21 protein-coding genes and 1 riboswitch are annotated in these 22,420 nt (G+C 47.0%); of the genes, 13 read left to right on the top strand and 8 right to left on the bottom strand.

What is annotated here, in order from left to right:
* Positions 1-2: 2 nt before the first annotated feature.
* The 3 genes from GWR21_RS11970 (at position 3) to GWR21_RS11960 (ending at position 2,699) form a co-directional block, all read left to right on the top strand.
* Entirely contained in the window at positions 3-743 is a 741-nt protein-coding gene (locus tag GWR21_RS11970; protein ID WP_162331981.1) for a DUF72 domain-containing protein, read from the top strand.
* A 129-nt stretch (positions 744-872) separates the two neighbouring features.
* Entirely contained in the window at positions 873-1,652 is a 780-nt protein-coding gene (locus GWR21_RS11965; protein WP_162331980.1) for a DNA-formamidopyrimidine glycosylase family protein, read from the top strand.
* A 195-nt stretch (positions 1,653-1,847) separates the two neighbouring features.
* On the top strand, positions 1,848-2,699 hold the full coding sequence (locus tag GWR21_RS11960) for a hypothetical protein (protein ID WP_162331979.1): 852 nt from the start codon (positions 1,848-1,850) through the stop codon (positions 2,697-2,699).
* Between the two features lie 44 nt (positions 2,700-2,743).
* Here GWR21_RS11960 and GWR21_RS11955 read toward each other — a convergent pair whose 3' ends face one another.
* Entirely contained in the window at positions 2,744-4,198 is a 1,455-nt protein-coding gene (locus GWR21_RS11955) for a baeRF7 domain-containing protein (protein WP_162331978.1), read from the bottom strand.
* A gap of 179 nt (positions 4,199-4,377) precedes the next feature.
* On the opposite strand from GWR21_RS11955, the gene GWR21_RS11950 reads away from it, so the two are divergent.
* From GWR21_RS11950 to GWR21_RS31690, 5 genes are read left to right on the top strand one after another with little or no spacing between them, the layout of a single operon-like run.
* The gene (locus tag GWR21_RS11950; RefSeq protein WP_162331977.1) at positions 4,378-5,508 is read left to right on the top strand and encodes a Re/Si-specific NAD(P)(+) transhydrogenase subunit alpha; all 1,131 of its coding nucleotides are present in this window, start codon (positions 4,378-4,380) and stop codon (positions 5,506-5,508) included.
* Positions 5,509-5,550: 42 nt separating this feature from the next.
* Positions 5,551-5,865 carry an NAD(P) transhydrogenase subunit alpha gene (locus GWR21_RS11945; RefSeq protein WP_162331976.1) on the top strand — a complete coding sequence of 105 codons (315 nt, stop codon included), beginning with the start codon at positions 5,551-5,553 and terminating at the stop codon, positions 5,863-5,865.
* A 20-nt stretch (positions 5,866-5,885) separates the two neighbouring features.
* The gene (locus GWR21_RS11940) at positions 5,886-7,280 is read left to right on the top strand and encodes an NAD(P)(+) transhydrogenase (Re/Si-specific) subunit beta (protein ID WP_162331975.1); all 1,395 of its coding nucleotides are present in this window, start codon (positions 5,886-5,888) and stop codon (positions 7,278-7,280) included.
* Between the two features lie 57 nt (positions 7,281-7,337).
* Entirely contained in the window at positions 7,338-8,732 is a 1,395-nt protein-coding gene (locus tag GWR21_RS11935) for a methyltransferase RsmF C-terminal domain-like protein (protein WP_162331974.1), read from the top strand.
* A 47-nt stretch (positions 8,733-8,779) separates the two neighbouring features.
* Entirely contained in the window at positions 8,780-9,784 is a 1,005-nt protein-coding gene (locus GWR21_RS31690) for a LysM peptidoglycan-binding domain-containing protein (RefSeq protein WP_162331973.1), read from the top strand.
* A 179-nt stretch (positions 9,785-9,963) separates the two neighbouring features.
* Here the strand turns inward: GWR21_RS31690 and fmt are convergent, their stop codons facing one another.
* Positions 9,964-10,911 (bottom strand): methionyl-tRNA formyltransferase, encoded by a 948-nt coding sequence (fmt, locus tag GWR21_RS11925; RefSeq protein WP_162331972.1) that lies wholly within the window; start codon positions 10,909-10,911, stop codon positions 9,964-9,966.
* Complete coding sequence (locus GWR21_RS11920; protein WP_162331971.1) at positions 10,901-12,067, bottom strand: exo-beta-N-acetylmuramidase NamZ family protein; 1,167 nt, start codon at positions 12,065-12,067, stop codon at positions 10,901-10,903. The genes fmt and GWR21_RS11920 overlap by 11 nt, the downstream gene beginning before the upstream one ends.
* Before the next feature lie 131 nt (positions 12,068-12,198).
* Between GWR21_RS11920 and GWR21_RS11915 the strand changes: the two genes are divergently transcribed.
* The gene (locus GWR21_RS11915; protein ID WP_162331970.1) at positions 12,199-12,627 is read left to right on the top strand and encodes an FKBP-type peptidyl-prolyl cis-trans isomerase; all 429 of its coding nucleotides are present in this window, start codon (positions 12,199-12,201) and stop codon (positions 12,625-12,627) included.
* 98 nt (positions 12,628-12,725) lie between these two features.
* On the opposite strand, the gene GWR21_RS11910 is transcribed toward GWR21_RS11915, so the two are convergent.
* The 3 genes from GWR21_RS11910 to metE form a co-directional block, all read right to left on the bottom strand.
* The gene (locus tag GWR21_RS11910) at positions 12,726-13,121 is read right to left on the bottom strand and encodes an acyl-CoA thioesterase (RefSeq protein ID WP_162331969.1); all 396 of its coding nucleotides are present in this window, start codon (positions 13,119-13,121) and stop codon (positions 12,726-12,728) included.
* 17 nt (positions 13,122-13,138) lie between these two features.
* A complete protein-coding gene (locus GWR21_RS11905; RefSeq protein ID WP_162331968.1) occupies positions 13,139-13,381 on the bottom strand; it encodes a cysteine-rich CWC family protein in 243 nt (80 codons plus the stop codon).
* A gap of 148 nt (positions 13,382-13,529) precedes the next feature.
* Complete coding sequence (gene metE / locus GWR21_RS11900; RefSeq protein ID WP_162331967.1) at positions 13,530-15,836, bottom strand: 5-methyltetrahydropteroyltriglutamate--homocysteine S-methyltransferase; 2,307 nt, start codon at positions 15,834-15,836, stop codon at positions 13,530-13,532.
* A 46-nt stretch (positions 15,837-15,882) separates the two neighbouring features.
* Positions 15,883-16,082: riboswitch (cobalamin riboswitch) on the bottom strand.
* Between the two features lie 239 nt (positions 16,083-16,321).
* On the opposite strand from metE, the gene pepT reads away from it, so the two are divergent.
* From pepT to GWR21_RS11885, 3 genes are all read left to right on the top strand, one after another.
* Positions 16,322-17,566: a peptidase T gene (gene pepT, locus GWR21_RS11895; protein WP_162331966.1), complete on the top strand. Its 1,245-nt coding sequence runs from the start codon at positions 16,322-16,324 to the stop codon at positions 17,564-17,566.
* 119 nt (positions 17,567-17,685) lie between these two features.
* Positions 17,686-18,408 (top strand): MotA/TolQ/ExbB proton channel family protein, encoded by a 723-nt coding sequence (locus GWR21_RS11890; protein ID WP_162331965.1) that lies wholly within the window; start codon positions 17,686-17,688, stop codon positions 18,406-18,408.
* Between the two features lie 27 nt (positions 18,409-18,435).
* Positions 18,436-18,846: a biopolymer transporter ExbD gene (locus tag GWR21_RS11885; RefSeq protein ID WP_162331964.1), complete on the top strand. Its 411-nt coding sequence runs from the start codon at positions 18,436-18,438 to the stop codon at positions 18,844-18,846.
* A 77-nt stretch (positions 18,847-18,923) separates the two neighbouring features.
* Here GWR21_RS11885 and GWR21_RS11880 read toward each other — a convergent pair whose 3' ends face one another.
* Positions 18,924-20,639: a GAF domain-containing sensor histidine kinase gene (locus GWR21_RS11880; protein WP_162331963.1), complete on the bottom strand. Its 1,716-nt coding sequence runs from the start codon at positions 20,637-20,639 to the stop codon at positions 18,924-18,926.
* Positions 20,640-20,788: 149 nt separating this feature from the next.
* Here GWR21_RS11880 and GWR21_RS11875 point away from each other — a divergent pair, with 149 nt between their 5' ends.
* Positions 20,789-21,517 carry a carbon-nitrogen hydrolase family protein gene (locus tag GWR21_RS11875; RefSeq protein WP_162331962.1) on the top strand — a complete coding sequence of 243 codons (729 nt, stop codon included), beginning with the start codon at positions 20,789-20,791 and terminating at the stop codon, positions 21,515-21,517.
* A gap of 58 nt (positions 21,518-21,575) precedes the next feature.
* On the opposite strand, the gene GWR21_RS11870 is transcribed toward GWR21_RS11875, so the two are convergent.
* A complete protein-coding gene (locus tag GWR21_RS11870; RefSeq protein ID WP_238430316.1) occupies positions 21,576-22,376 on the bottom strand; it encodes an OmpA/MotB family protein in 801 nt (266 codons plus the stop codon).
* Positions 22,377-22,420: the final 44 nt, after the last annotated feature.

Here is a 22,420-nt window from a genome sequence, read left to right as displayed (position 1 = left end):
ATATGGCAACGGGCAAAATATATATCGGAACATCCGGTTGGAGTTATAAACACTGGCGGGAGATCTTCTACCCGCCAGCTGTTAAACCTGCTGACTACCTCGCATACTATGCAGACCGATTCAGCGCGACAGAAATCAATAACAGCTTTTATCGTCTCCCTGAACCATCTACAGTGGAGACCTGGGCGAATACAGTAAAGCCCCGTTTTTATTTCTGTCCCAAGATCAGCCGCTTTGTTACCCATACCAAGAAACTGAATGATCCGGAAGTTACTTTACCCCGTTTTTTCAATGTGTTTGATCCGGTACATAAACATCTTGGCCCTGTCCTGATACAACTACCTGCCAACCTGAAATTTCATGCGGAAAAGGCCACGCATTTCTTCAACATACTGAAACAATACAAGGGATATACGTTCGCACTCGAACCGCGACATGAAACCTGGATGGAAGATGAGGCTGTTGCCTTGCTCAAAAAGTACAGGATAGCCTTCGTGATCGCAGAATCGGGTAACCGCTGGCCCTCGGGAGCATTTGTGACAGCAAAACATATCTATGTACGCTTTCATGGTCCGGATGGGTCTTATGGCACATCCTATGACGACAATGTGTTGAAGAAGTATGCAAAGAAAATGGTGGACTGGCGGGAAGAAGGACATACTGTATGGGTGTTTTTCAACAACGATATTCACGGATATGCGATTGAAAATGCAGCAACACTTATTAGGCTCACCAATGCCTGATGCGATAAGGAAAACGCCCCATTGGACGGCAGGCTGAATATTATTTACAAATTGAAGAACAGCCCTCCGGATCGCCATACTTCTGCATGAAAAACATTATTTTGTATCATCATCCAAATACTAATACATATGCCCGAATTACCAGACTTACAGGTTTTCAGTCACAACCTGGACAAACAGTTGTCCGGAAAAGTGGTGAAAGAAGTACACATAAAAAATACGAAGAGAGCCAAGGAAAGTGCGGCTGCTTTTAGAAAAGCACTGGAAGGAGAGAAGCTGGAAAAGGTGTACAGGGAAGGCAAGGAATTGCGGTTTAAGTTTAAGCATGACGTAGTGCTGGGAATGCACCTGATGCTGCATGGGAAACTGTTTTTCTTCGAAGAAGAGAATACCAATAAACACCCCATCATTGAACTGTTGTTTGAGGATAAGACCGGCCTTGTGCTGACAGACTACCAGGGGATGGCAGTACCTACCCTCAACCCGGAAGAAGTGGATGTGCCTGATGCACTATCGGACGATATGACCGTTAAATTCCTGCAGGAACAACTCAGTAAAAAGAAGACAGTTGTGAAGAAGGTGTTACTGGATCAGCATATCATCAGGGGCATCGGAAATGCCTATGCAGATGAGATCTTATGGGAGGCAGGTATATCCCCTTTTTCCGTCAGTAACAAGATACCTGCTGCAAAGATCAAAGCACTACATACTGCTATCCATAAGGTGCTGAAAGAAGCGGAGAAAGATATTAGAAAAGCTCACCCGGATATCATCGCCGGTGAAGTACGCGATTTCCTGAAAATACACCAGCCTAAACTAACGCATAGTCCTACAGGGGGCGCCATTGCTCAAAAGGAGCTGAATGGCCGAAAAACCTACTATACGGACGAACAGGAACTATTCGAATAATAAAGAGGGTGAAGTGTTGCTGAGGTGGCATTTCACCCTTTTTAGTATGCCTTTTTTTTGTTAACTTAGAGATGCATTAACCCCTCATCCCCATTACCTTATTTGTCGTGTTGATATCCATGTACAAAATGAGCATATAAAGACATACAACCCTAACGTAAGAAGACATTATTTACATTGTTTAATTCACCTGTTATGCCTGAAAACCAATATGCCAGTCCTCCATCTCCCGCTATTTACAAAGACGCTGATGGTAATGAGATCACAACCGCCGGAAAGTGGCTGGCCGGATTGCTGATCGTTCTTTTCACACTGTCCAGTGGAACATACCTGATCGCACACTGGCCGGACAGGATACCTGGTCCGAAAGAGACTTCGACTTATCTGTATACCAATCAATGGTTCCATGTAAGGCTGATCGACGCACTGCCGGATACTGCTGCCATGCAAAAGACGGCTGTCCTGCCACCGGCTGACACTGCAGCAACAGATACAGTGCAGGGCCCGGCGGCAATAAATGACCCGATAGTACAAGCGACGAACAAGCGACGAACTAGCGACGGCCAAGCGACGGCGAACCGGCATATAACCGGACCATCGGATCAGGTTATTCACATTAATACGTTGCTATTGATGCTGGTAGCTGTTGCAGGCTTCCTGGGCAATATGATACATATTGCAACTTCTTTTACAACGTTTATCGGTGCAGGCAAATTCAGAAGAAGCTGGATTTTGTGGTATTGTGTTAAGCCTTTTACGGCCGCTGCACTGGCCATTGCAGTATACTTTGTATTCAGGGGAGGATTTCTCAATATGAGCGATGACAGTTCAAATATCAATATCTACGGACTGATGACGATCTCTTTATTGACAGGATTGTTTACCGACAGGGCAACACTGAAACTGAAGGAAGTATTTGATGTGTTATTCCGTACCGCCCCTAAGGAAGAAAGGCCTGATAAGTTAGAGAATGGTACACCTGAAACTACTACTGCCACAACGGAGGAGTCATCAGCGCATGATGCTTCTTCATCAGACAAGGTGTGAAAAATAGAAAGACTGACCAGGAATGGCCTGGTCAGTCTCTTATGTTAGGCATAGCGCAAAGAAGCGGCTATGCTGCTCTCAGCTGGCATTTTGCCCTCCTCCAGAATGTATACGTCGCCATTATGGAGGATGGTTTGTGTGATGGCATTATTCAGCAGGCATTCGTCTTCGGGCGCTGGTGATTCATGTATGATCACCCTGTTTTCTTTCTCATCGAAAGTGCCCCATAGTTGTGCATCTTTCTTTACGAATAAGCAGTTCACCTGTCCATAATAGGTCGCCGGTATAACGTCATCAGGAATGGATGCTGTCAGTGCTCCGGCCGATCCATTATAGTATTTTTCAAGCGCCTGCTCTTTCTTTTTTTCAAAGAATGGCTGCATTTTCTCTCTGGCCTGTCTGTATATTTTTATCGCTTTCTCATGTTCAAAATTTCCAGTAAGCGCTTCATCAGTCACATGCTGATAGCGGGTCACCTTTCTGAAAATAGGCTGGAGATAATCGACTGCAGCCATCATTAATGGAATGTGCTTATCATTCAGCACTTCTTTCCATAATGTACGGTCTACTTCTTCCAGATAGTTAGCAATATCTGTCTTATGGTCGGGGTTGGAGTTCATGCCATGATAATTAGCTCCCTGGCCCCCGCCTGAGCTTCCTGTACGGAATAATTGCTGATCACCTTTTTCTTCAAAGTGTATCACATCGTCCATACCATTTGGCATCCCTTCCACACGTATTTCTTTCATACTAAATGCATCTGCCAGGAACAATTTAGCGTTGTGTTTGCTGAAAGTCAGCAGATAGAACTGTTCATTATTTGTGAACACAGGAAGTAACGGCGTTAACATGAAGGAGTGATTGCAGTATACCTGTTGCTGCATGGAAACGGGCAGTTTCAGGTAACGGAAACTATCTTCGGTGATAAAGCAGGCCAGTCCTTCCTGTTGATTCTTCCAAAACATCTCATCTCTCAGTAATTCATATCCCGGCGCCAGCACGCGCTGAATAAGCGGTTGTGCAACAGATTTCTCTTCCAGCTTTTTCTGCGTTTGCTGCAGCATGTTCTTGAACATGATCAGGTCCTGTTGTTCATTCACTGCCTGTCCTGATGCATGCGTAGGCATATAGATCGTGACGCACAGATCGCCTCTCACACCTGCCAGTACTGCTAAAGTGTTTTTGTCTATCGTATCTGACAAAAGCGTAGCAGTGATGTTGTGCTGGGGCTGATCGAATGTCTCCTCTACAGCCTTATCAGCGGGCGCTTCTCTTACATGCTGTTGCTGCACAGCTTTCTTAGCAGTGTCCCGGTTGGGATGACGCATGTGCACGGAAGGCTGCAGCTCGTCCGGTCCCATTGTATATTTATCCGTCATTTCCAGGTCTGCTTCCAGCTCATCAGGGGAAATAGACCTTCTCAATCCAAGTCCTTCTTTTCCATTACCAGAAGGTTTTCCTTTTATCGGTGTGAATTTTCCATTTTGATCTTTTGGCATAACAAGTAGTTTAGATTAACAAAAACAAGCTCAGCCTGATTCTGGACTGTCTTCTGCTGATAGGCACACCAATATCCTGCCAAGCCTTTCCTGCTGAGCCACAGAGTTTTTTGTTCAACTTGCTGTGATACGTTATATTTAGAAAAACTACCGTAAATTCAGATTATAAATTCCATTAGATGATTGCAGGCGTCCTTAAAGAACAGCCAGGAGAAAACAGGGTTTCTTTAGTGCCGGAGATGGTTAAGCAGTTAGAAAAACAGGGTGTGACGGTTTGGATAGAACCGGATGCCGGCGCCCGGGCATTTTACCCCGATGAATCCTATTTACAGGCAGGTGCCATGATCAAACCTGCCGCCGATATCCTGCAACAGGCAGATATTATTCTCAGTATACAGGCTCCAGAAACGTCTTACTGGAAGATGATCCCGGCAGGCAAAGTACTGACCGGTGTATATCAGCCATTGTATAATGCGTCTCTGATGCAACAATGGGCTGACAGGCAACTGACGACCTTCAGTCTGGATAGCATACCCCGTACAACAAGAGCGCAGAGTATGGACGTACTGAGTTCTCAGGCCAATATCGCCGGTTATAAGGCTGTGTTGCTCGCTGCCTGGAATTACAGCCGGTATTTCCCCATGTTTATGACTGCCGCCGGTAGTATAGCACCTGCCAAAGTACTGATACTCGGAGCAGGTGTGGCAGGATTACAGGCCATTGCCACTGCCAGGCGTCTCGGCGCCGTGGTAGAAGTGTTTGATACACGGCCTGCTGTAAAAGAGGAAGTGATGAGCCTTGGCGCCAAGTTTATTGAAGTGGAAGGTGCCGCAGATGCTTCTGCTGCCGGCGGATATGCCGTAGAGCAGGATGCAGCCTACAAACAACGGCAGCAGGAAAAGATTGCGGAGAGTACTGCCAGGGCAGATATTGTTATCACTACCGCTCAGATCCCGGGTCGCAGGGCGCCGGTACTGGTGACAGCAGAGATGCTGGACAGGATGAAGGTAGGTAGTGTGATTGTTGATCTGGCAGCGGCTACAGGTGGTAACACGGCACTGACGGAAAATAACAGGACGATCGTGCATAAAGGTGTCACGATAATCGGTGAATCCAATCTGCCATCCGCCATGCCTGCAGATGCCAGTAAACTGTATGCAAAGAATGTCTTTAACTTTTTGCAGTTGCTGATCAAAAACGGAGACCTCGTGCTGAATTTTTCTGATGACATTGTGCAGGGTGCCTGTATTACCCATAGTGGTGCTATTACCAATGAGCGACTGAAACAGGCAGAAAGTGTGAAGTTGTAATAGTTACTGTCCATTCATTCTGAAATCAATTATTTCCACATAATGGAACCTGTTTTTTCTTTTCTGGAACAGCACCTGGAGCTGACCTACATTGTTATTCTATCCATCTTCCTGGGTGTGGAAGTGATCTCACGTGTACCATCCGTTTTACATACGCCGCTGATGAGTGGCGCGAATGCCATTCACGGCGTGGTGATCATCGGTGCTATCATCGTTATGGGACAGGCCAGTGATGAAAATTATCTCGCGCTGATCCTGGGGTTTCTGGCGGTGATACTGGGTACGATCAATGTGGTGGGCGGCTTTGTTGTCACTGACAGGATGCTGGAGATGTTCAAGTCAAAGAAGACTAAATAGTTGTATCTAATCATTGTTTTATGTTATCGCTGATCTACCTGATAGGCTCTGTTACATTTATTGTCGGATTAAAGATGCTGAGCAATCCTGCCACTGCCAGAAAAGGGAATGCCATTGCTGCCGGAGGTATGGGGCTCGCTATCCTGGGCACTATTTTCCTGTACAGGCATCATGGCCAGGGCCTGCATAACTATGGGTGGATCATTGCCGGTCTGCTCATAGGTGGTGTGATCGGATTTATCTCTGCAAGAAGAGTGAAGATGACGGCTATGCCGGAAATGGTCAGTCTGTTCAATGGAATGGGAGGCGCGTGTGCGGCGCTGATATCCGTGGTGGAGTTTGAACATATGGCAGATGCTCTGTCAGGATCAACGGATGATAACATGCAGCTGGGGATCATCTTTGCAGGTATGATCATTGGTGCCGTATCCTTCTCCGGATCGGTCATTGCCTGGGGAAAACTGAATGGCCGTATCCGGGATATTGCTTTTCAGGGGCAGCATATCGTTAACCTTTCAGTACTGGCACTCATACTGCTGCTGGCATTATTCGTGACCGTTACATTGCCGGCAGCCACTGTGATATTGTTTGCCGTTATACTGGTGCTTTCACTGATCTATGGGGTCTTTTTCGTATTGCCTATCGGAGGGGCGGACATGCCTGTTGTGATTTCATTGTTAAATTCCTTTACGGGAGTTGCCGCCGCCTGTGGTGGTTTTCTGTATGATAACCCGGTGATGCTGACTGGTGGAATACTGGTAGGTTCTGCCGGTACGATCCTGACAATCCTGATGTGTAAGGCGATGAACCGCTCGCTGAAGAATGTGCTGATCGGTGCATTCGGTGGCGCGAAAAGTGGAGGTGCCAGTAAGGAGCAGGGCGCTTACAAGGAGATCGGACTGGCCGATACAGCAGTGGTGATGGCCTATGCGCATAAGGTGATGATCGTGCCGGGTTACGGTCTGGCGGTAGCGCAGGCCCAGCATGCCTGTCATGAACTGGAGACTTTGCTGGAAGCAAGAGGGGTAGAGGTCAGGTATGCCATTCATCCGGTGGCAGGACGTATGCCGGGACATATGAACGTATTGCTGGCCGAAGCAGATGTTTCGTACGATAAACTCCTGGAGATGGAACAGGCGAACGGGCAGTTCTCCACCACCGATGTGGTACTGATACTGGGGGCGAATGATGTGGTGAATCCTGCCGCTAAAAGTGATCCTTCCAGCCCTATTTATGGGATGCCAATACTGGAAGTGGAAAACGCCAGAAGCGTGATTGTCAATAAGCGTAGTATGAAACCCGGGTATGCCGGTATTGAAAATGACCTGTTCTTCCAGCCTAAAACGGCTATGTTGTTTGGCGACGCCAAACAGGTACTGCAGCAGCTTGTAGCTGAAATAGTCAATACCCTGTAATGGATGAGTTGACTGCTATGCCCCGTTTTTTCTGTATTTTGCTGCAAAAATAAGGGGTTGGATTTCTTACCGAAAAAATTTACTGACACACTCACAGGACTGCCAGGTATGGATTTGGCAGCCTTTTTGCGTATACATGAGGCAGGCGAAAAAATCACTTCTCTCAGGATCAATCCGAATAAACTACAGGAGGATGCCGCAGTGCAAAAGGTGCTGCAATCGCTGACAGCAACAACTGTAAGCCGGGTACCATGGTCACAGTATGGATACTATCTGCCTGTGCGGCCGTCATTTACCTTTGATCCGTTCTTTCATGCGGGCGCCTACTATGTACAGGAAGCGTCTTCTATGTTCGTGGAACAGGCAATGCGTCACACCTGTGACCTGAATGCGCCGCTGAAAGTACTGGACCTTTGTGCGGCACCAGGAGGCAAATCTACCCTGTTGCAATCGCTGATCAGTACTGACAGTGTGCTGGTGTCAAATGAAGTGATCAAAAGCAGGGCGGCTCTTCTGGGTGATAATCTCAGTAAATGGGGAGGTGCCAATGTGGTCGTTACGAACAATGATCCGCGTGATTTTGGCAGACTGCCCGGTTACTTTGATGTGATGGTGATAGATGCACCCTGCTCAGGCTCAGGTCTTTTCAGGCGTGACCCGGAAGCGGTGTCGGAATGGTCGCCTGAAAATGTAATATTATGCAGTCAACGTCAGCAGCGCATACTGGCGGATGCCTGGGGTGCGTTAAAAGAGGACGGCATACTGATATATGCTACCTGCTCCTATTCGAAGGAAGAAGATGAAGAGATCATGGAATGGATACAGGAGCACCTTTCAGCTAAAAATATTCCCATACCGGTCAGTGAAGACTGGCATATCGTAACAACGACAGCCGGACCACAACAGGCAGAAGGGTACCGTTTTTATCCTGATAAGGTGAAGGGAGAAGGTTTCTTTATCACCTGTTTTCGCAAGACTTCCGGGGACGTATACACTGCGAAGAAACACAGGGACAGTATTACACCCGTTGCAAAGAAGGATCAGGAGAAAGTAGCACAATGGATAAAAAGTCTTGATAACCTTTTCCTGATGGATCATCAGGGAGAGGTATTAATATTTCCGGAAAATATGATGCCGGTTGTATCTTTATTGCAACAGCACTTATATTTGCGGAAAGCTGGCGTAAAAGCAGGTCAGCTTGCAGCGAAAGAGCTGATACCTGATCATCAGCTGGCGATGAGCACAATGGTCAGGGAAACAATTCCGCAAGTGATGTTGACCCGTGAGCAATCCTTACGCTACCTGAGAAAAGAAGACCCTGAGGTAACGACAGATGTGAAAGGCTGGGCTTTGATGATGTATGAAGGGATGGCGCTTGGCTGGGCAAAGATATTACCTAACCGTATCAACAATTACTATCCTAAGGAACTCCGTATTCTGAAAGAAGTGTAGGCAAAAATTTTTAATTTAGTTACCTGAAAGGTATAAACAGCGTAGTAATGGTAAAAACGTTCATGACAATTGCAGGACTTGTATTATGTGTTGCCGGTGGTGTACAGGCACAGGATAGGGTACAGGTACAGGGTACCTCGCCTGATCTGTATGTACAACATACTGTAAAGAAAGGAGAAACCCTTTACAGTCTGGGCAGGTCCTATAGTTTGTCTCCAAAACAGATCGCAACCGAGAACAACATCTCAGCGGAACAGGGTTTGCAGCTGGGACAGTCTGTAAAGATCCCCTTAAACAACACTAACTTCTCACAGAAATCAGATGCAGGCGGAACGCCTGTATACCATAAGGTAGAGGAAAAAGAAACCCTCTACAGGCTCAGCGTGAATCATAATAAGGTTTCGCTGGACAACATCCGTCGCTGGAATAACATGAGCGGCGATGGGTTGCAGAAAGACAGCTACGTGATCATCGGTTATCTGAAAGGTGCCGGTAGTCCATCTTCATCTGCGCCGGTAGCCAGCAATCCGGCGCCAGCTACTCCTCCAGCCACGCAACCTCCTGCTTCAAATCCGGCGCCGGTAACACCTACGCCTGCACCATCTGCACCGGTAGCGACCACGCCTCCGGCAGGTACTACCCCTGCACCTCCGGTAACAAAACCTGATCAGCAGGCACCACCAGAACCAGTGAAAACACCTGAGACCAACACAGGCGCTACCAGACCTGTTGCCAGTGGTTCTTTTGAGGCGCTGTATAATCAGCAGACCAGCAATGGTAAAAATGTAACAGCCGAGAAGGGCCCGGGTGGATGGTTCAAGAGCAATGCGAGTGCAGGTAAATATTATGCCCTGCATAATACCGCTCCAAGAGGCACCATCATTAAAGTGACCAATCCGCTGAATGGTAAGTTCATCTACGCGAAAGTGCTGGAAGCCATTCCGCAGATCAAGCAGAATGAAGGCCTGATCATCAAACTGAGTGATTCTGCACTGGAAGCACTGGGCACGAATGAGGCGAAATTCTATTGTCAGCTGAACTACGAAGAATAGTTGAGAATTTGGAATCGATAACGAATGTTTTTAAACAGATCAAGTTTCTTCGAAAACGATCTGACAGATAAAAAAGTAAGAGGCGCTTCATTGTTGAAGCGCCTCTTACTTTTTTATTGTCTCTGACTAATGACGATGGAACATATTTGACAGAGATGAACACTGTTGAAAAGCTAATACTAATTCACCTTGTATCCTCTCAGGAACGACTCCACATCCATCTTCTTCTTTCCTTCCAGCTGTACTTCCTGCACAGCAAGATAGCCATCTGGTGCAGCGATCTTAAGATAGGTTTTATTATCACTTACCACTTCACCCGGAGCAACGGATGGTGCGGTATGTTCTCTGGTAGCCTTGTATATTTTCAGGATCTTACCACCGAGTGTTGTCCAGGCAGTCGGATAAGGGCTCAGACCACGTACGAGATTATAGATCTGCTCAATCGGCTGTTCCCAGTTGATCTGACAGGTTTCCTTGAATATCTTCGGTGCATGTTTGATATCTTCCGCTTTAATATCCGCCTGTGGCGTCTCCCGGGCAGTACCGGATGCCAGGGCCTGCACTGTTTTCAGCAGTAGCCGGGCACCGGTGATCATCAGGTCGTCGTGCAGTTCTCCGGCGGTTTCATCATCTCTTATCACGACAGACTGGTTGAACAGGATATCACCGGTATCAATTTCATGCTGGAGTTTAAAGGTAGTCACACCCGATTCCTTTTCCCCGTTGATGATAGCCCAGTTAATAGGGGCAGCACCTCTGTAGTTAGGCAACAGGGAAGCGTGTACGTTAATCGTGCCTAAAGGCGGCATATTCCACACTAATTCTGGTAACATACGGAAAGCTACCACTACCTGCAGATCTGCTTTTAAGGCCTGTAATTCTTCCAGGAAGGCAGGGTTCTTCAGCTTCTCAGGTTGTAATACCGGCAGATTGTTAGCTACCGCATATTGTTTAACAGCACTCTGCTGCAACTGTAATCCTCTGCCGGCAGGTTTATCAGGCGCAGTGACAACAGCCACTACATTAAATCCGTTCTGTACCAGGATATCGAGTGACGCCACGGCGAAGTCCGGCGTACCCATAAAGATGATCCTGAGATTTTGTTGGTCCTTTAGCTCACTCTGCATATAATAAGTATTTCTTCCTGATAGTTTTAAATTGTGTCAGTGCAGGTTCCCAGCTCTGGCGGATATCTTCTTCGCTGAGGCCCTGTTTGATTTGTCTCTGCAAGGTAGTATTACCTGCCAGTTTATCGAAAAAGGGAGTAAAGAAATTTTCTTTCTCTTCATACAGATCGTATGCCTGTAACAGCCATTTTAACTGCAGTTTACTGTCCATTGCAGCATTGACAGCTTCCGGTGTACCGGTGAGGTTATACCCGTAGCAGGTCACATTTTTTAATGGTGGCTCTTTAGCTCCGGGTGTGCTGCGTGGCGTAAAACTGTACAGTTCTTTAGGATATGACGGATGGCCGAATACCTGAAAAGGCAGGTCAGTACCACGTCCCAGACTCAGCACCGTACCTTCAAACAGACAGGTGGAAGGGTAAAGGTAGATGGCTGCCATGTTCGGCAGATTAGGCGATGGTTTTACCGGCAGCTGATACAGGGTATGATGATCGTAGTGCAGGCAGTTAATGACTGTTAGCCGGCATTTGACACCATTCTTCAGCCATTTCTCTCCATTGAGCATACGGGCATATTCTCCTACAGTCATACCATGCACTACAGGTACCGCCTGCATCCCTACAAACGAACGTAGGCTGGTATCCAGCAGCACAGGCCCATCTACATAGTGCCCGTTAGGATTGGGGCGGTCCAGTATAATGATCGGTTTGTTATTTTCCGCTGCTGATTCCATCAGTTCCTGCAGGGAAGAGATGTACGTATAAAAGCGGGTGCCGACATCCTGAATATCAAACACGAGTATGTCCACATCATTCAGATCAGCAGCAGTCGCTTTCCGGTGCTTGCCATAGAGTGATACAATAGGCAGTCCTGTACCGGGATCCTTGCTGCTGGCAACTTTCTCGCCGGCGTCTGCATTACCTCTGAAGCCATGTTCCGGACTGAATATTTTCTGAATATGCACATGCAGTTTCAGCAGCGAATCGACCAGATGCGTTTGCCCGATAGTGGCCGTCTGATTCACCAGTAATGCGACTCTCTTGTTTTTCAGCAGGGGCAGATATTCCCCGGTCCTTTCGGCGCCTGTAATGACCTGGGCCTGCATGGCAGCGGTCATGAACAGACAGCATAGTAACATAATAACGACCTTATACATAGCATAAAAGTAGTTTAATTAGGGGAACATATATAAGATTGGCAGTTTAGCAGAATAATCCTAAATTGAATATCTATTCACTATTTCATTACCTTGCAACATAAATCTATAACACTTTTAATTTTTTTCTTATGCAAGCAGTTAAAAACGGAGATACGGTGCGTGTGCATTATCATGGTCGCCTGACTAACGGAACAACCTTTGATTCTTCCGAGGGCAGGGACCCATTGGAGTTCATAGTAGGCTCCGGTCAGGTTATTAAAGGCTTCGACAATGGTGTTGTGGACATGACAATTGGTGAAAAAAGAACACTTGAGATTCCTGTTGATCAGGCATATGGTCCAAAGAATGAGGAGCTGATCATGGAGTTCCCTAAAGACAATATCCCGGCTGATCTGAATCCACAGGTAGGTATGGATCTGCAGATGAGCAACCCACAGGGTCAGGTATTCCCTGTGAAAGTAGCTGCAATTGGCGACAACTCTATCACGCTCGACGCTAACCACCCACTGGCTGGCGAAGACCTGATTTTCGATATTGAACTCGTAGAGATCAAGTAGTCAATCAGACTAGGGGAAGTAAAATCTCTAAGCAGGAACGCTGATCATCCTTAAAGGTGATCAGCGTTCCTGCTTTTAAGCCATGTTATAATATCGCATTATGCATGTGTCAGCACGATCTTCGTAGGGCGTTTCTGATCATCGATCGCAACGAATGTGAACGTGCCGGAAATAGCTTTCTCCCGGTGTGTGTTGTACATCTGTTCCACAAAAATATCCACCTCTACTTTCAGACTGGTCGTACCTACATGTACGACTGTGCCCACCAGTTCTATAATAGTTCCGTGAGGAATAGCCATCTTAAAATCGATCTTGTCACTCGATACTGTAACCATGCGCATGCGACTGAAACGGGTCGCTGTAATGAAAGCTGCTTCATCCATTAACTGCATGGCTGTACCGCCGAATAAGGTATCATAATGGTTCACTGTGTTTGGAAATACCGCTTTGAATATCCGTGTAACGGATTCGGCTATCTGTTTTTCGTATGCCATATAGTTGTTCTTCTTGTTTATCTTTTTGACCGCAGGGAGAATAGTTGTCGCAGGCGTTCTTTAAAGCGGGTTTGCCTGTAATTCTTTTTCATGTCATTTAAGCATCCGGCGCAGAGACATCCGGAATAAGTCTCACCTATAAAGGTGCGCTCCTCTTCAGTCAGCGTTACCTGCTGGCATTGACAGCGAAGGATCGAGCCAACGCGGCATTCAAATGCTGCATGGCAGCGTGGGCAGGTAATGGTTTCATGACAAGCCATGCCGCAAAGTTACGAAACGGAATCAGTAAACGGGGAACTGTTTTGCAATGCGCTGGATATGTGCTGATTGCAGAAGATAGGACAGTGCAGCAGATGACCTGCTGCACTGTCCTGTTTTGAATGGCGGATGATGGTTATCAGGATATAATTATACCGTTGTCTTAGCTGCTACGCGCATGTTATGTGCGGCAGCCACCATGTTACGTAATGCCTGCTCTGTTTCAGGCCATTTGCGGGTTTTCAGTCCGCAGTCAGGGTTGACCCAGATGTTACGTGCCGGCAGCAACTGTGCTGCCTTCTCCAGCAACTCCGTCATTTCCTGTACGGTCGGCACGCGCGGAGAGTGAATGTCATACACACCCGGACCTATCTCATATGGATAGCGGAACGTAGCAAATACTTCCAGCAATTCCATCTGTGAGCGGGAGGTTTCTATCGTGATCACATCTGCGTCCATGGCAGCAATATTGCTGATAATATCATTGAACTCCGCATAGCACATATGCGTATGTATCTGTGTTGTATCTGCTACGCCGGATACCGCGACCCTGAACGCTTTAACAGCCCACTCCAGGTAGGATGGCCAGTCGGCCTCACGCAGGGGTAAACCTTCTCTGATAGCAGGTTCGTCAACCTGTATCACATTTATGCCTGCTTTTTCAAGATCATTCACTTCATCACGGATAGCCAGTGCTATCTGTAAGGTAGTAGCAGCACGTGGCTGGTCGTCACGTACGAACGACCATTGCAAAATGGTGACAGGTCCTGTCAGCATGCCTTTCATTGGCTTATTGGTAAGCGATTGTGCATAACTGCTCCATTCAACGGTCATGGGTACGCTACGTTGCACGTCGCCATATATCACGGGTGGTTTGACACACCTGGATCCATAACTCTGTACCCATCCGTTTTGCGTGAATACAAATCCTTCCAGTTGCTCGCCGAAATATTCCACCATGTCATTCCGCTCAAACTCCCCATGTACGAGAACATCCAGGCGCAGGCTTTCCTGCAACTGCACGGAGTCGGCTACTGCTTTGCGGATGGAAGTATCATATGCTTCTTTGCTGATGATACCTTTTTTGAAGTCAGCACGTAGTTTTCTGATATCTTCTGTTTGCGGGAAAGAGCCGATGGTTGTGGTCGGAAATAAGGGCAGTTGCAATACTGCTTCCTGTGCCTGCTGCCGGATAGCAAAAGGATGTTTACGTGTTGCATCCGCATCCGTCAGTGCTGCCAGCCGGGCTTTCACTGCTGGTTTGTGGATGATGGCAGCGGTGCTTTTTTCCTGCATGGTTGCCTGATTGGCCTGCAGTAATACCTTGTTACCTGCAATAATGTCTCTTAATGCAATCACCTCGTTTACCTTCTGTTTGGCAAAGGCCATCCAGTTTTTAATCTGTGGCGTGAGCACTGCCTCATCTGTTTCCAGGTCGAGGTCATAAGGCGTATGTAACAGGGAGCAGGAAGTCGCGATCAGTACCCGATCCTTGCCGATTACATCGATCGCTTGCTGTATCAGCCCGAGTGATGCTTCATAGTTATTCTTCCAGATATTACGGCCGTTCACGACACCGATAGACAGCAGTACATTCGCTGGTAAGAGCGGCAGTATCGTATCCAGTTGTTCAGGTGCTCTCACAAGGTCTATGTGTAACGCGTCTACCGGTAGTTGCACCGCTAACGGAGTGTTGTCCTGTAGTCCGCCGAAATAGGTGGTCAGCAGTAGTTTCAGTGCCGGCACAGCAGCTCTCATCTGTGCATATGCCTGGAGGAAAAGATCCTGTTGTTCCGGTGTGAGGTCGAGTACCAATGTGGGTTCATCAATTTGTACCCAGGTAGCGCCGGCCTGTTGTAAAGACTGCAGCAGCTGATTGTACACAGGCAGTAATTTATCCAGCAATGCTGCTGGCTGCAGTGCTTCATCTTTTATCTTACCCAGCAGCAGGAAGCTGACAGGGCCGATCACCACAGGTTTGGTATGGATACCGAGCGTCGCAGCTTCTTTGAATTCTTCCAGGCATTTATTGTACAGCAAACTGTAATGCTGTGAGGCATCAAACTCAGGTACCAGGTAATGATAATTGGTATCGAACCATTTCGTCATTTCCATGGCGGTGGCATCAAAGCCATTTTTCTGATAACCACGCGCCATAGCGAAATATAGCTCAGGACTGCCGGGGTTTACGAGGTTTTCTTTTAAAGCTTTGAAACGTGCGGGTATGGCGCCGGTCATGATACACATATCCAGTATCTGATCATAGTAGGAAAAGTCATTAGATGGAATCAGGTTAATACCTGCCTGATGCAATGTCTCCCAGTTCTGCCGGCGTAACTGCCGGGCAGTAAGCTGTAATTTTTCGAGGGAGATCTTACCTGCCCAGTAGGCTTCATTCGCTTTCTTTAATTCCCGGTTGCTACCAATACGCGGATAGCCAAGAATGTTTGTTTGCATACTTAGATGTTTTAATGGTGTAAAAAATGGGAGACTTGCGAAAGTATATATGCAGCTGTCTGAGGCAAGTATCCTGGCTTGTAACAGTGACGACCGTTCTTCTCATCTGCCGCAGGCGGGACAATGAACATATGTGGTCATACCCGGTAGGTTACTTACAGTTGCGCGTCAGCCCGTGATTTACACACGGTTCCTTTTTAATTCCTTCCGCTTTACAGGAGGGAAACCACAAACAGTTATTGAATGATGTCAAGTTTCCGCTGTTGATATAAGTGTCTTCTTATTTTCTGTGCAAACTTAATAATATGGAACAAAATGTAATAAAAGTATTTTTATTTGGTGTTTTGTTCTTTATTATTGATTTTAAAAGTAGATGTGTGCTGTTTTGTTGAATGTAATCCATGCAAACAGTAATTTTTTCTGTGGATGGGAGAAATCGTCAGGGTACTTATTACCCGGAATCCGAAATTCCTTACGTTTGCAATATGTTCAACAATTATAAATACACGGTAACTGAGCGTTTTACGCGCTACGTGCAGATAGATACACAATCAGACCCGCTGAGTAAGTCTTTTCCTTCTACTGAAAAGCAGAAGGACCTTGGCCGGTTGTTAGTCAGCGAATTACATGAAATAGGTATTACGGATGCCATCATGGACGAGCATGGATATGTCTTTGCGACCATCCCCGGCAACACCACTAAACAGGTGCCGGTGATCTGCTTCTGTTCTCACATGGATACTTCCAGTGATTGCAGCGGGAAAGACGTAAAGCCTATCATTCACCGCCAGTACGACGGCGGCGATATAAGTCTGCCGCACGATGGTACCGTGATCAGGGCTGCCGAACACCCTTACCTGGTCTCCAAGAAAGGAGAGGACATCATTACTGCCAGCGGTAACACATTACTGGGAGCAGATGATAAGGCAGGTGTAGCAGAGATCATGGACGCAGCACAGTTCCTGATGACGCATCCTGAGGTGAAACACGGCGATATCCGTATCCTGTTCACGCCGGATGAAGAAGTAGGCCGTGGTGTGGAAAAGCTGGATATACAGCGCCTGGGTGCACAGTTTGGCTACACACTGGATGGTGGCGAGCGTGGTTCACTCGAAAATGAAAGTTTCTCTGCGGATGGTGCCAAGATCGCTATTGATGGCGTGAGCGTACATCCGGGAACTGCTAAAGATAAACTTGTCAGTGCTATTAAAATAGCCAGTGAGATAGTAGATGCGCTGCCGAAAGACAGCCTGTCTCCCGAGACTACGGAAGACCGTCAGGGTTTTATCCACCCGGTGCGTATACACGGTATTGTGGAGCATGCGGAGATAGATTTTATCCTGCGCGATTTCGTAACGGCGAAGCTGGAAGACCATGCTGACTTCCTGCGGAATACGATGAATACGGTGATGGCCCGCTATCCGCAGGCAAGTGCGACCCTGACCGTTACACAGCAATACCGTAACATGCGTGAAGTGCTGGACCTGCATCCCGAGGTAACCGCCAATGCAGAAGAAGCGATCCGCCGCGCAGGCGTTGAGCCGTTACGACTGATCATCCGTGGAGGAACGGACGGTTCCAGGCTCTCATTTATGGGATTGCCCTGCCCGAATATCTTCACGGGAGAGATGGCGCTGCACAGTAAAAATGAGTATGTAAGTATCCAGGACATGGAAAAAGCGGTGCAAACGATTGTGCATCTGGCCCAGGTATGGGAAGAACGGAGCTAATTAGTTGGTTGATTCGCAATATTTTGGCTGAACATACGTTAAATGTTTACCATATTATTGGTATCTTCCTGCCTTGTTGCACTTGAAATATATACTTTTGCAAGGTTAAAAATTTATTCATGCTCTTAGGACTCGTTACATTATTACAGGAACCTCTATTACAGCCAAAGGCGGACACCGTTGCCAGCGCAGCCACTGCAGCCGCTGCGGCAACAGCCGATCAGCAAATCAGATTACTTGACCTCCTGGTAAAAGGTGGTATCCTGATGATCCCCCTGGGAATACTTTCAGTGATCGCTATTTTTGCCTTCGTGGAAAGGTATCTTACTATCTCCAAAGCAGGTAAGCTGGAAGATAACTTTATGCCAATGATCAGAGATCATATCTCTAATGGCAATATCTCTGCTGCCCGTTCTTTGTCCAAAAATACCAACAGTCCTATCGCCAGAATGATCGATAAAGGTATCCAGCGTATCGGCAAACCTATTGAGAACATTGAAAAATCAATGGAGAATGTAGGTAAACTGGAGATCTATAAGATGGAAAAGAACCTCGTGATACTCTCCATCATCGCAGGTATTGCGCCGATGTTCGGGTTCCTGGGTACCATCGCTGGTATGATCCAGACCTTCTTTAACATCTCCATCACCTCCGATATCACCCTCGGTACGATCGCTGGTGGTATTTATGTAAAGATGATCACTTCCGCTACAGGTCTGATCATTGGTCTGGTAGCCTTCATCGGTTACAGCTTCCTGAATGCACAGATAGACAAGGTTATCAATAAAATGGAGGCCGCTTCATCAGAGTTCATTGATATTTTGCAGGAACCAACAAAGTAAATCATTGATCATCTGTAATTCTTAAATATGAACTTACGCAGTAGAAGAAATAAGCGGCACCTGGAGCTGCACAATGGAGCACTGAATGATATCCTGTTCATTCTGTTGCTTTTCTTCCTGATCGTGTCAACACTCGCCAATCCGAATGTGATCAAACTGACGCTGCCCAAAGCTAAAAGCAATACCAAGTCTAAGCAGACGGTTGTTGTCAGCATAAATGACAAACGGGAGTTTTTCGTGGGTACCAATAAAGTGCCTTTCGAAAGTCTGAAACAGATGCTGATTCCTGCACTGGGTCGTGAGACAGTAGATCCTACTATCGTCATCAATGCAGAAAAATCTGTACCAGTGGAAGAAGTAGTGAAAGTGATGGAAGTAGCCCGTGAGATCGGTGCAAAAGTGGTATTGGCCACTGCCAATCCGCAGAGTAAAGGATAATCAACCGGTTATATTATACGAGCGGTCCGCCATTGGCGGACCGCTTTTTTATTTGTATAGAATGTGTGCAGGTAGCATTACACCGGTTGTTCTCCGCCGCTGCCCGGTTGTACCACCGGTAGTACCACCTGGAAGGCCGCCCCCTTACCATACTCGCTCGAAGCGCTGATCATCCCATGATGCCGCTGAACGATCTTCTTGCATAATGCCAGTCCAAGCCCTGTTCCATCATATTTATCCTTGGAATTCAGCCGGGTGAACGTGTCAAATATCTTCTCACGCTGTTTCTGATCAAAGCCGATCCCATTATCAGTGATCGTGATGTTGTAAGCCGCCTGATGACCATTTACAACCGGCGTCGCTTCAATGCCGATCTTCGGATAGGTCGTATCGTTGGTAAATTTCAGTGAATTGTTCAGCAGGTTGTAAAACAGCTGATGGATAAGTATACGGTCGCCTTCAATGACAGGCAGCTGGCCTACGGTGATCTCCGCATGCTTCTGCTGGATCAGCACCTCCAGGTCATTCCTGATCTCAGTGATCGTGACATTCAGATCGATCTTTTCAGTTAGCTGTTCTGCCCCGTTCTGTACAGAATAATTCAGCACGCCTTCTATCATGGTAGACATACGTTCGGCAGAAGAAAGGATCTTATTCAGATAGGTCTTTCCCCTGTCTGTGAGCTGGTCGCCCACTTCTTCCTGCAGCCGGGAGGTGAATATCTTGATCTTCCGGACAGGTTCTTTCAGGTCGTGACTGGCCACATGTGCAAATTGCTCCAGCGTGTCATTGGAACTCTGTAGTTCCGCATTCACATTGTTCAGTTCAGTGGTCCTTTCACTGACGCGTGTTTCCAGTTGGGCCATTAAGGCTTTACGCTCAGAGATCTCCCTGTACCATTCTATCACAATGCCAGCTGTCCGGGCCATTAATTCTACGGCCTCCCGGTCATCGGGCGAAGGAGTCTGTTTAGTCCTGAAATACAGCGAGAAAGTGGCCAGTGGCTTATTTTGTGAGGAAAGGATAGGGGTTGACCAGCAGGCACGTAGTCCGTGAGATAATGCCAGCTCTTTGTAGTTGGCCCAGAGTGGGTCATTTTCAATATCAGCTACGGTAATCTCTTCTCCCTTAAATGCTGCGGTACCACATGAACCCGCGAAGGGCCCGATCTCTCCACCGTCCACCGCTTCGTTATAATGCTGTGGCAAACTGGGAGAGGCACCATGGAGCAGGTGTTTGCCGTCCGGCGCTAATAGCAGGATACAGGCAAATAACTGGCACTCAGACTGTTCTTCTACTGTTTTGACGATCGTGTCCAGCACATCTTTAATGGGCCTGCCGTGGACAGCCTGTTCCAATGCATATTTCTGTCCTTTCAGGATGATGGCATTCCGCTTTAGTACCCGGTCAGATGCCTTTTTCAGGCTGATATCGTGGGTAACGGCCAGTTGTGAAAGGGTACCCTCACTGTTGGACATAGGGACTGCATGTGTCTCCATATGGCGTCTTGTACCATTTAGTCCGATAATGTCGAACTCCCAGTGCAGACTTTCGCCATTGCAGACCCTGTTATGGTTATCTATCCATGCGGCGCGGTGTTCCGGTGCAATGAGATCGAATACGCACCCGCCTACAACGCTTTGAGCGTCAGTGGCTTCAATCATGCATAAGCCGGCCTTGTTCATAAACTGAAGCTGGCCGTCAGGGCTTACAATTTTTATACATTCAGGAGTCGCCTCAATAACAGCCTTTAATCTGGCTTCATTAGTGTCCAAAAGGTGTTGTACTTCCATCGTCCTCTGTTTACGGATATTGAACATGCATTCCGCGCTAAATTTCGCATTATTTAAACGATTTCTGTTAATAATTATGACCGGTTTTACCTAAATTCACTAGTTTAGTCTTATTCTAATTAGGCGTCCATCTAAAAACTTACTAGACTATGAAACTTTGCGTAGCACAGGCAAGAGCGGTAAAAGGGGACATCCTGACTAATATTGAAAATCATAAAAAGATCATCCATCTTGCAGTTACCCACGGCGCAGATGCCATTATTTTTCCCGAATTATCCATCACAGGCTATGAACCCACCCTGGCCCACGATCTTGCAACCGAATTACATGATGAGCGGCTGGATATTTTTCAGTCCATCAGTGACGAACACCAGGTCACGGTCGGTGTTGGTATACCACTGAGAACGACAGCCGGCGTTACTATCAGTATGGTCTTATTCCAGCCGCAGGCTCCCAGGCATGTATATGCCAAGAAATACCTGCACGCCGATGAAGCCCCCTATTTTGTAAGTGGTCAGAGCACCATTAGTCTCCTCGGAGAGGATGGTGATGTGGCATTGGCCATCTGCTATGAATTATCTGTTCCACAACATGTAGAGGACGCTTACAAATGTGGCGCGCAGTTCTACCTCGCCAGTTCCGTTAAATCCACAGGGGGGATTGACAAAGCCATAGAGCGGTTATCGGCTATTGGATGTGAATATGATATGATGGTGCTGCTGTCAAATGCGGTAGGGGAGTCCGACGGATTTCAGTGTGCCGGTAAGTCGGCTGTATGGGACAGTACCGGTGCTGTCGTAGAACAACTGGATGATAGCAGTGAAGGTATCCTTATTCTTGATACAGATACGCGTACAACCCAGGCGGTGATGCTGTAAAATAAAGAAGCGCCCCCGGTAAGAGAGGCGCCCTTTTCTGCTATAATGAAATGGATGATTATCCTTTTTTCTCGAGCAGTTTGAAGAACTGGTCAAGCTGAGGTAATATCACAATACGGGTACGACGGTTAGTCGCGCGTCCTTCTGGTGTATCATTGCTGGCAATTGGCAGATATTCACTTCTACCTGCTGCAGTGATATGGGAAGGAGGAATATTATAGTCGTTCTGCAATACCCTGGTCACAGCAGTAGCTCTTTTCACACTCAGATCCCAGTTATCCAGCAGTACGCCTTTCTTGTAAGGATTGGTATCAGTATGACCTTCTACCATAAACTCAATATCAGGTTGGTTCAGCAGTACTTTCGCCACTTTTCCGAGTACTTCTTTTGCCTTTGGAGTGACATCATAGCTACCACTTTCAAACAGCATTTTATCGGAGATATCAATATATACTACACCCTTTTCTACCTTAATATTGATGTCTTTATCATCCAGGTTACCAATGGCACCTTTCAGGTTCATTACCAGTGCCATATTCAGGGAGTCTTTACGTGCAATCGCTGACTGAAGATCCTGGATATAAGCATCCTTCGCACCTATATTATCGAGAGACTTCTTGATACTCTCCGCCTGTGAATTACTGATCACAGAAAGATCTTTCAACTGGTTCAGGAGCGTGCTGTTATTTTGTTTGAGTCCTTCAACCCTTTCTTCATTTATATTTCTGCTACGCTCAAATGCGGAAGCTGTATCACGGAGCGTACGCTGACAGTCTTCCAGTTTGCTCTGGAGACTTGCATACTGCGATGAGAGGTCGGCGTACTTCGCCTCTGATGCCTTAAATTTCTTTGAACTCACGCAGGAGAATAAAAAAATGGGAAGAGATAAACCTAATATTATGG

It is taken from the genome of Chitinophaga agri (assembly GCF_010093065.1).
GTDB classification, from domain to species: domain Bacteria; phylum Bacteroidota; class Bacteroidia; order Chitinophagales; family Chitinophagaceae; genus Chitinophaga; species Chitinophaga agri.
This window is presented reverse-complemented; position numbering and strand designations above follow the sequence as displayed.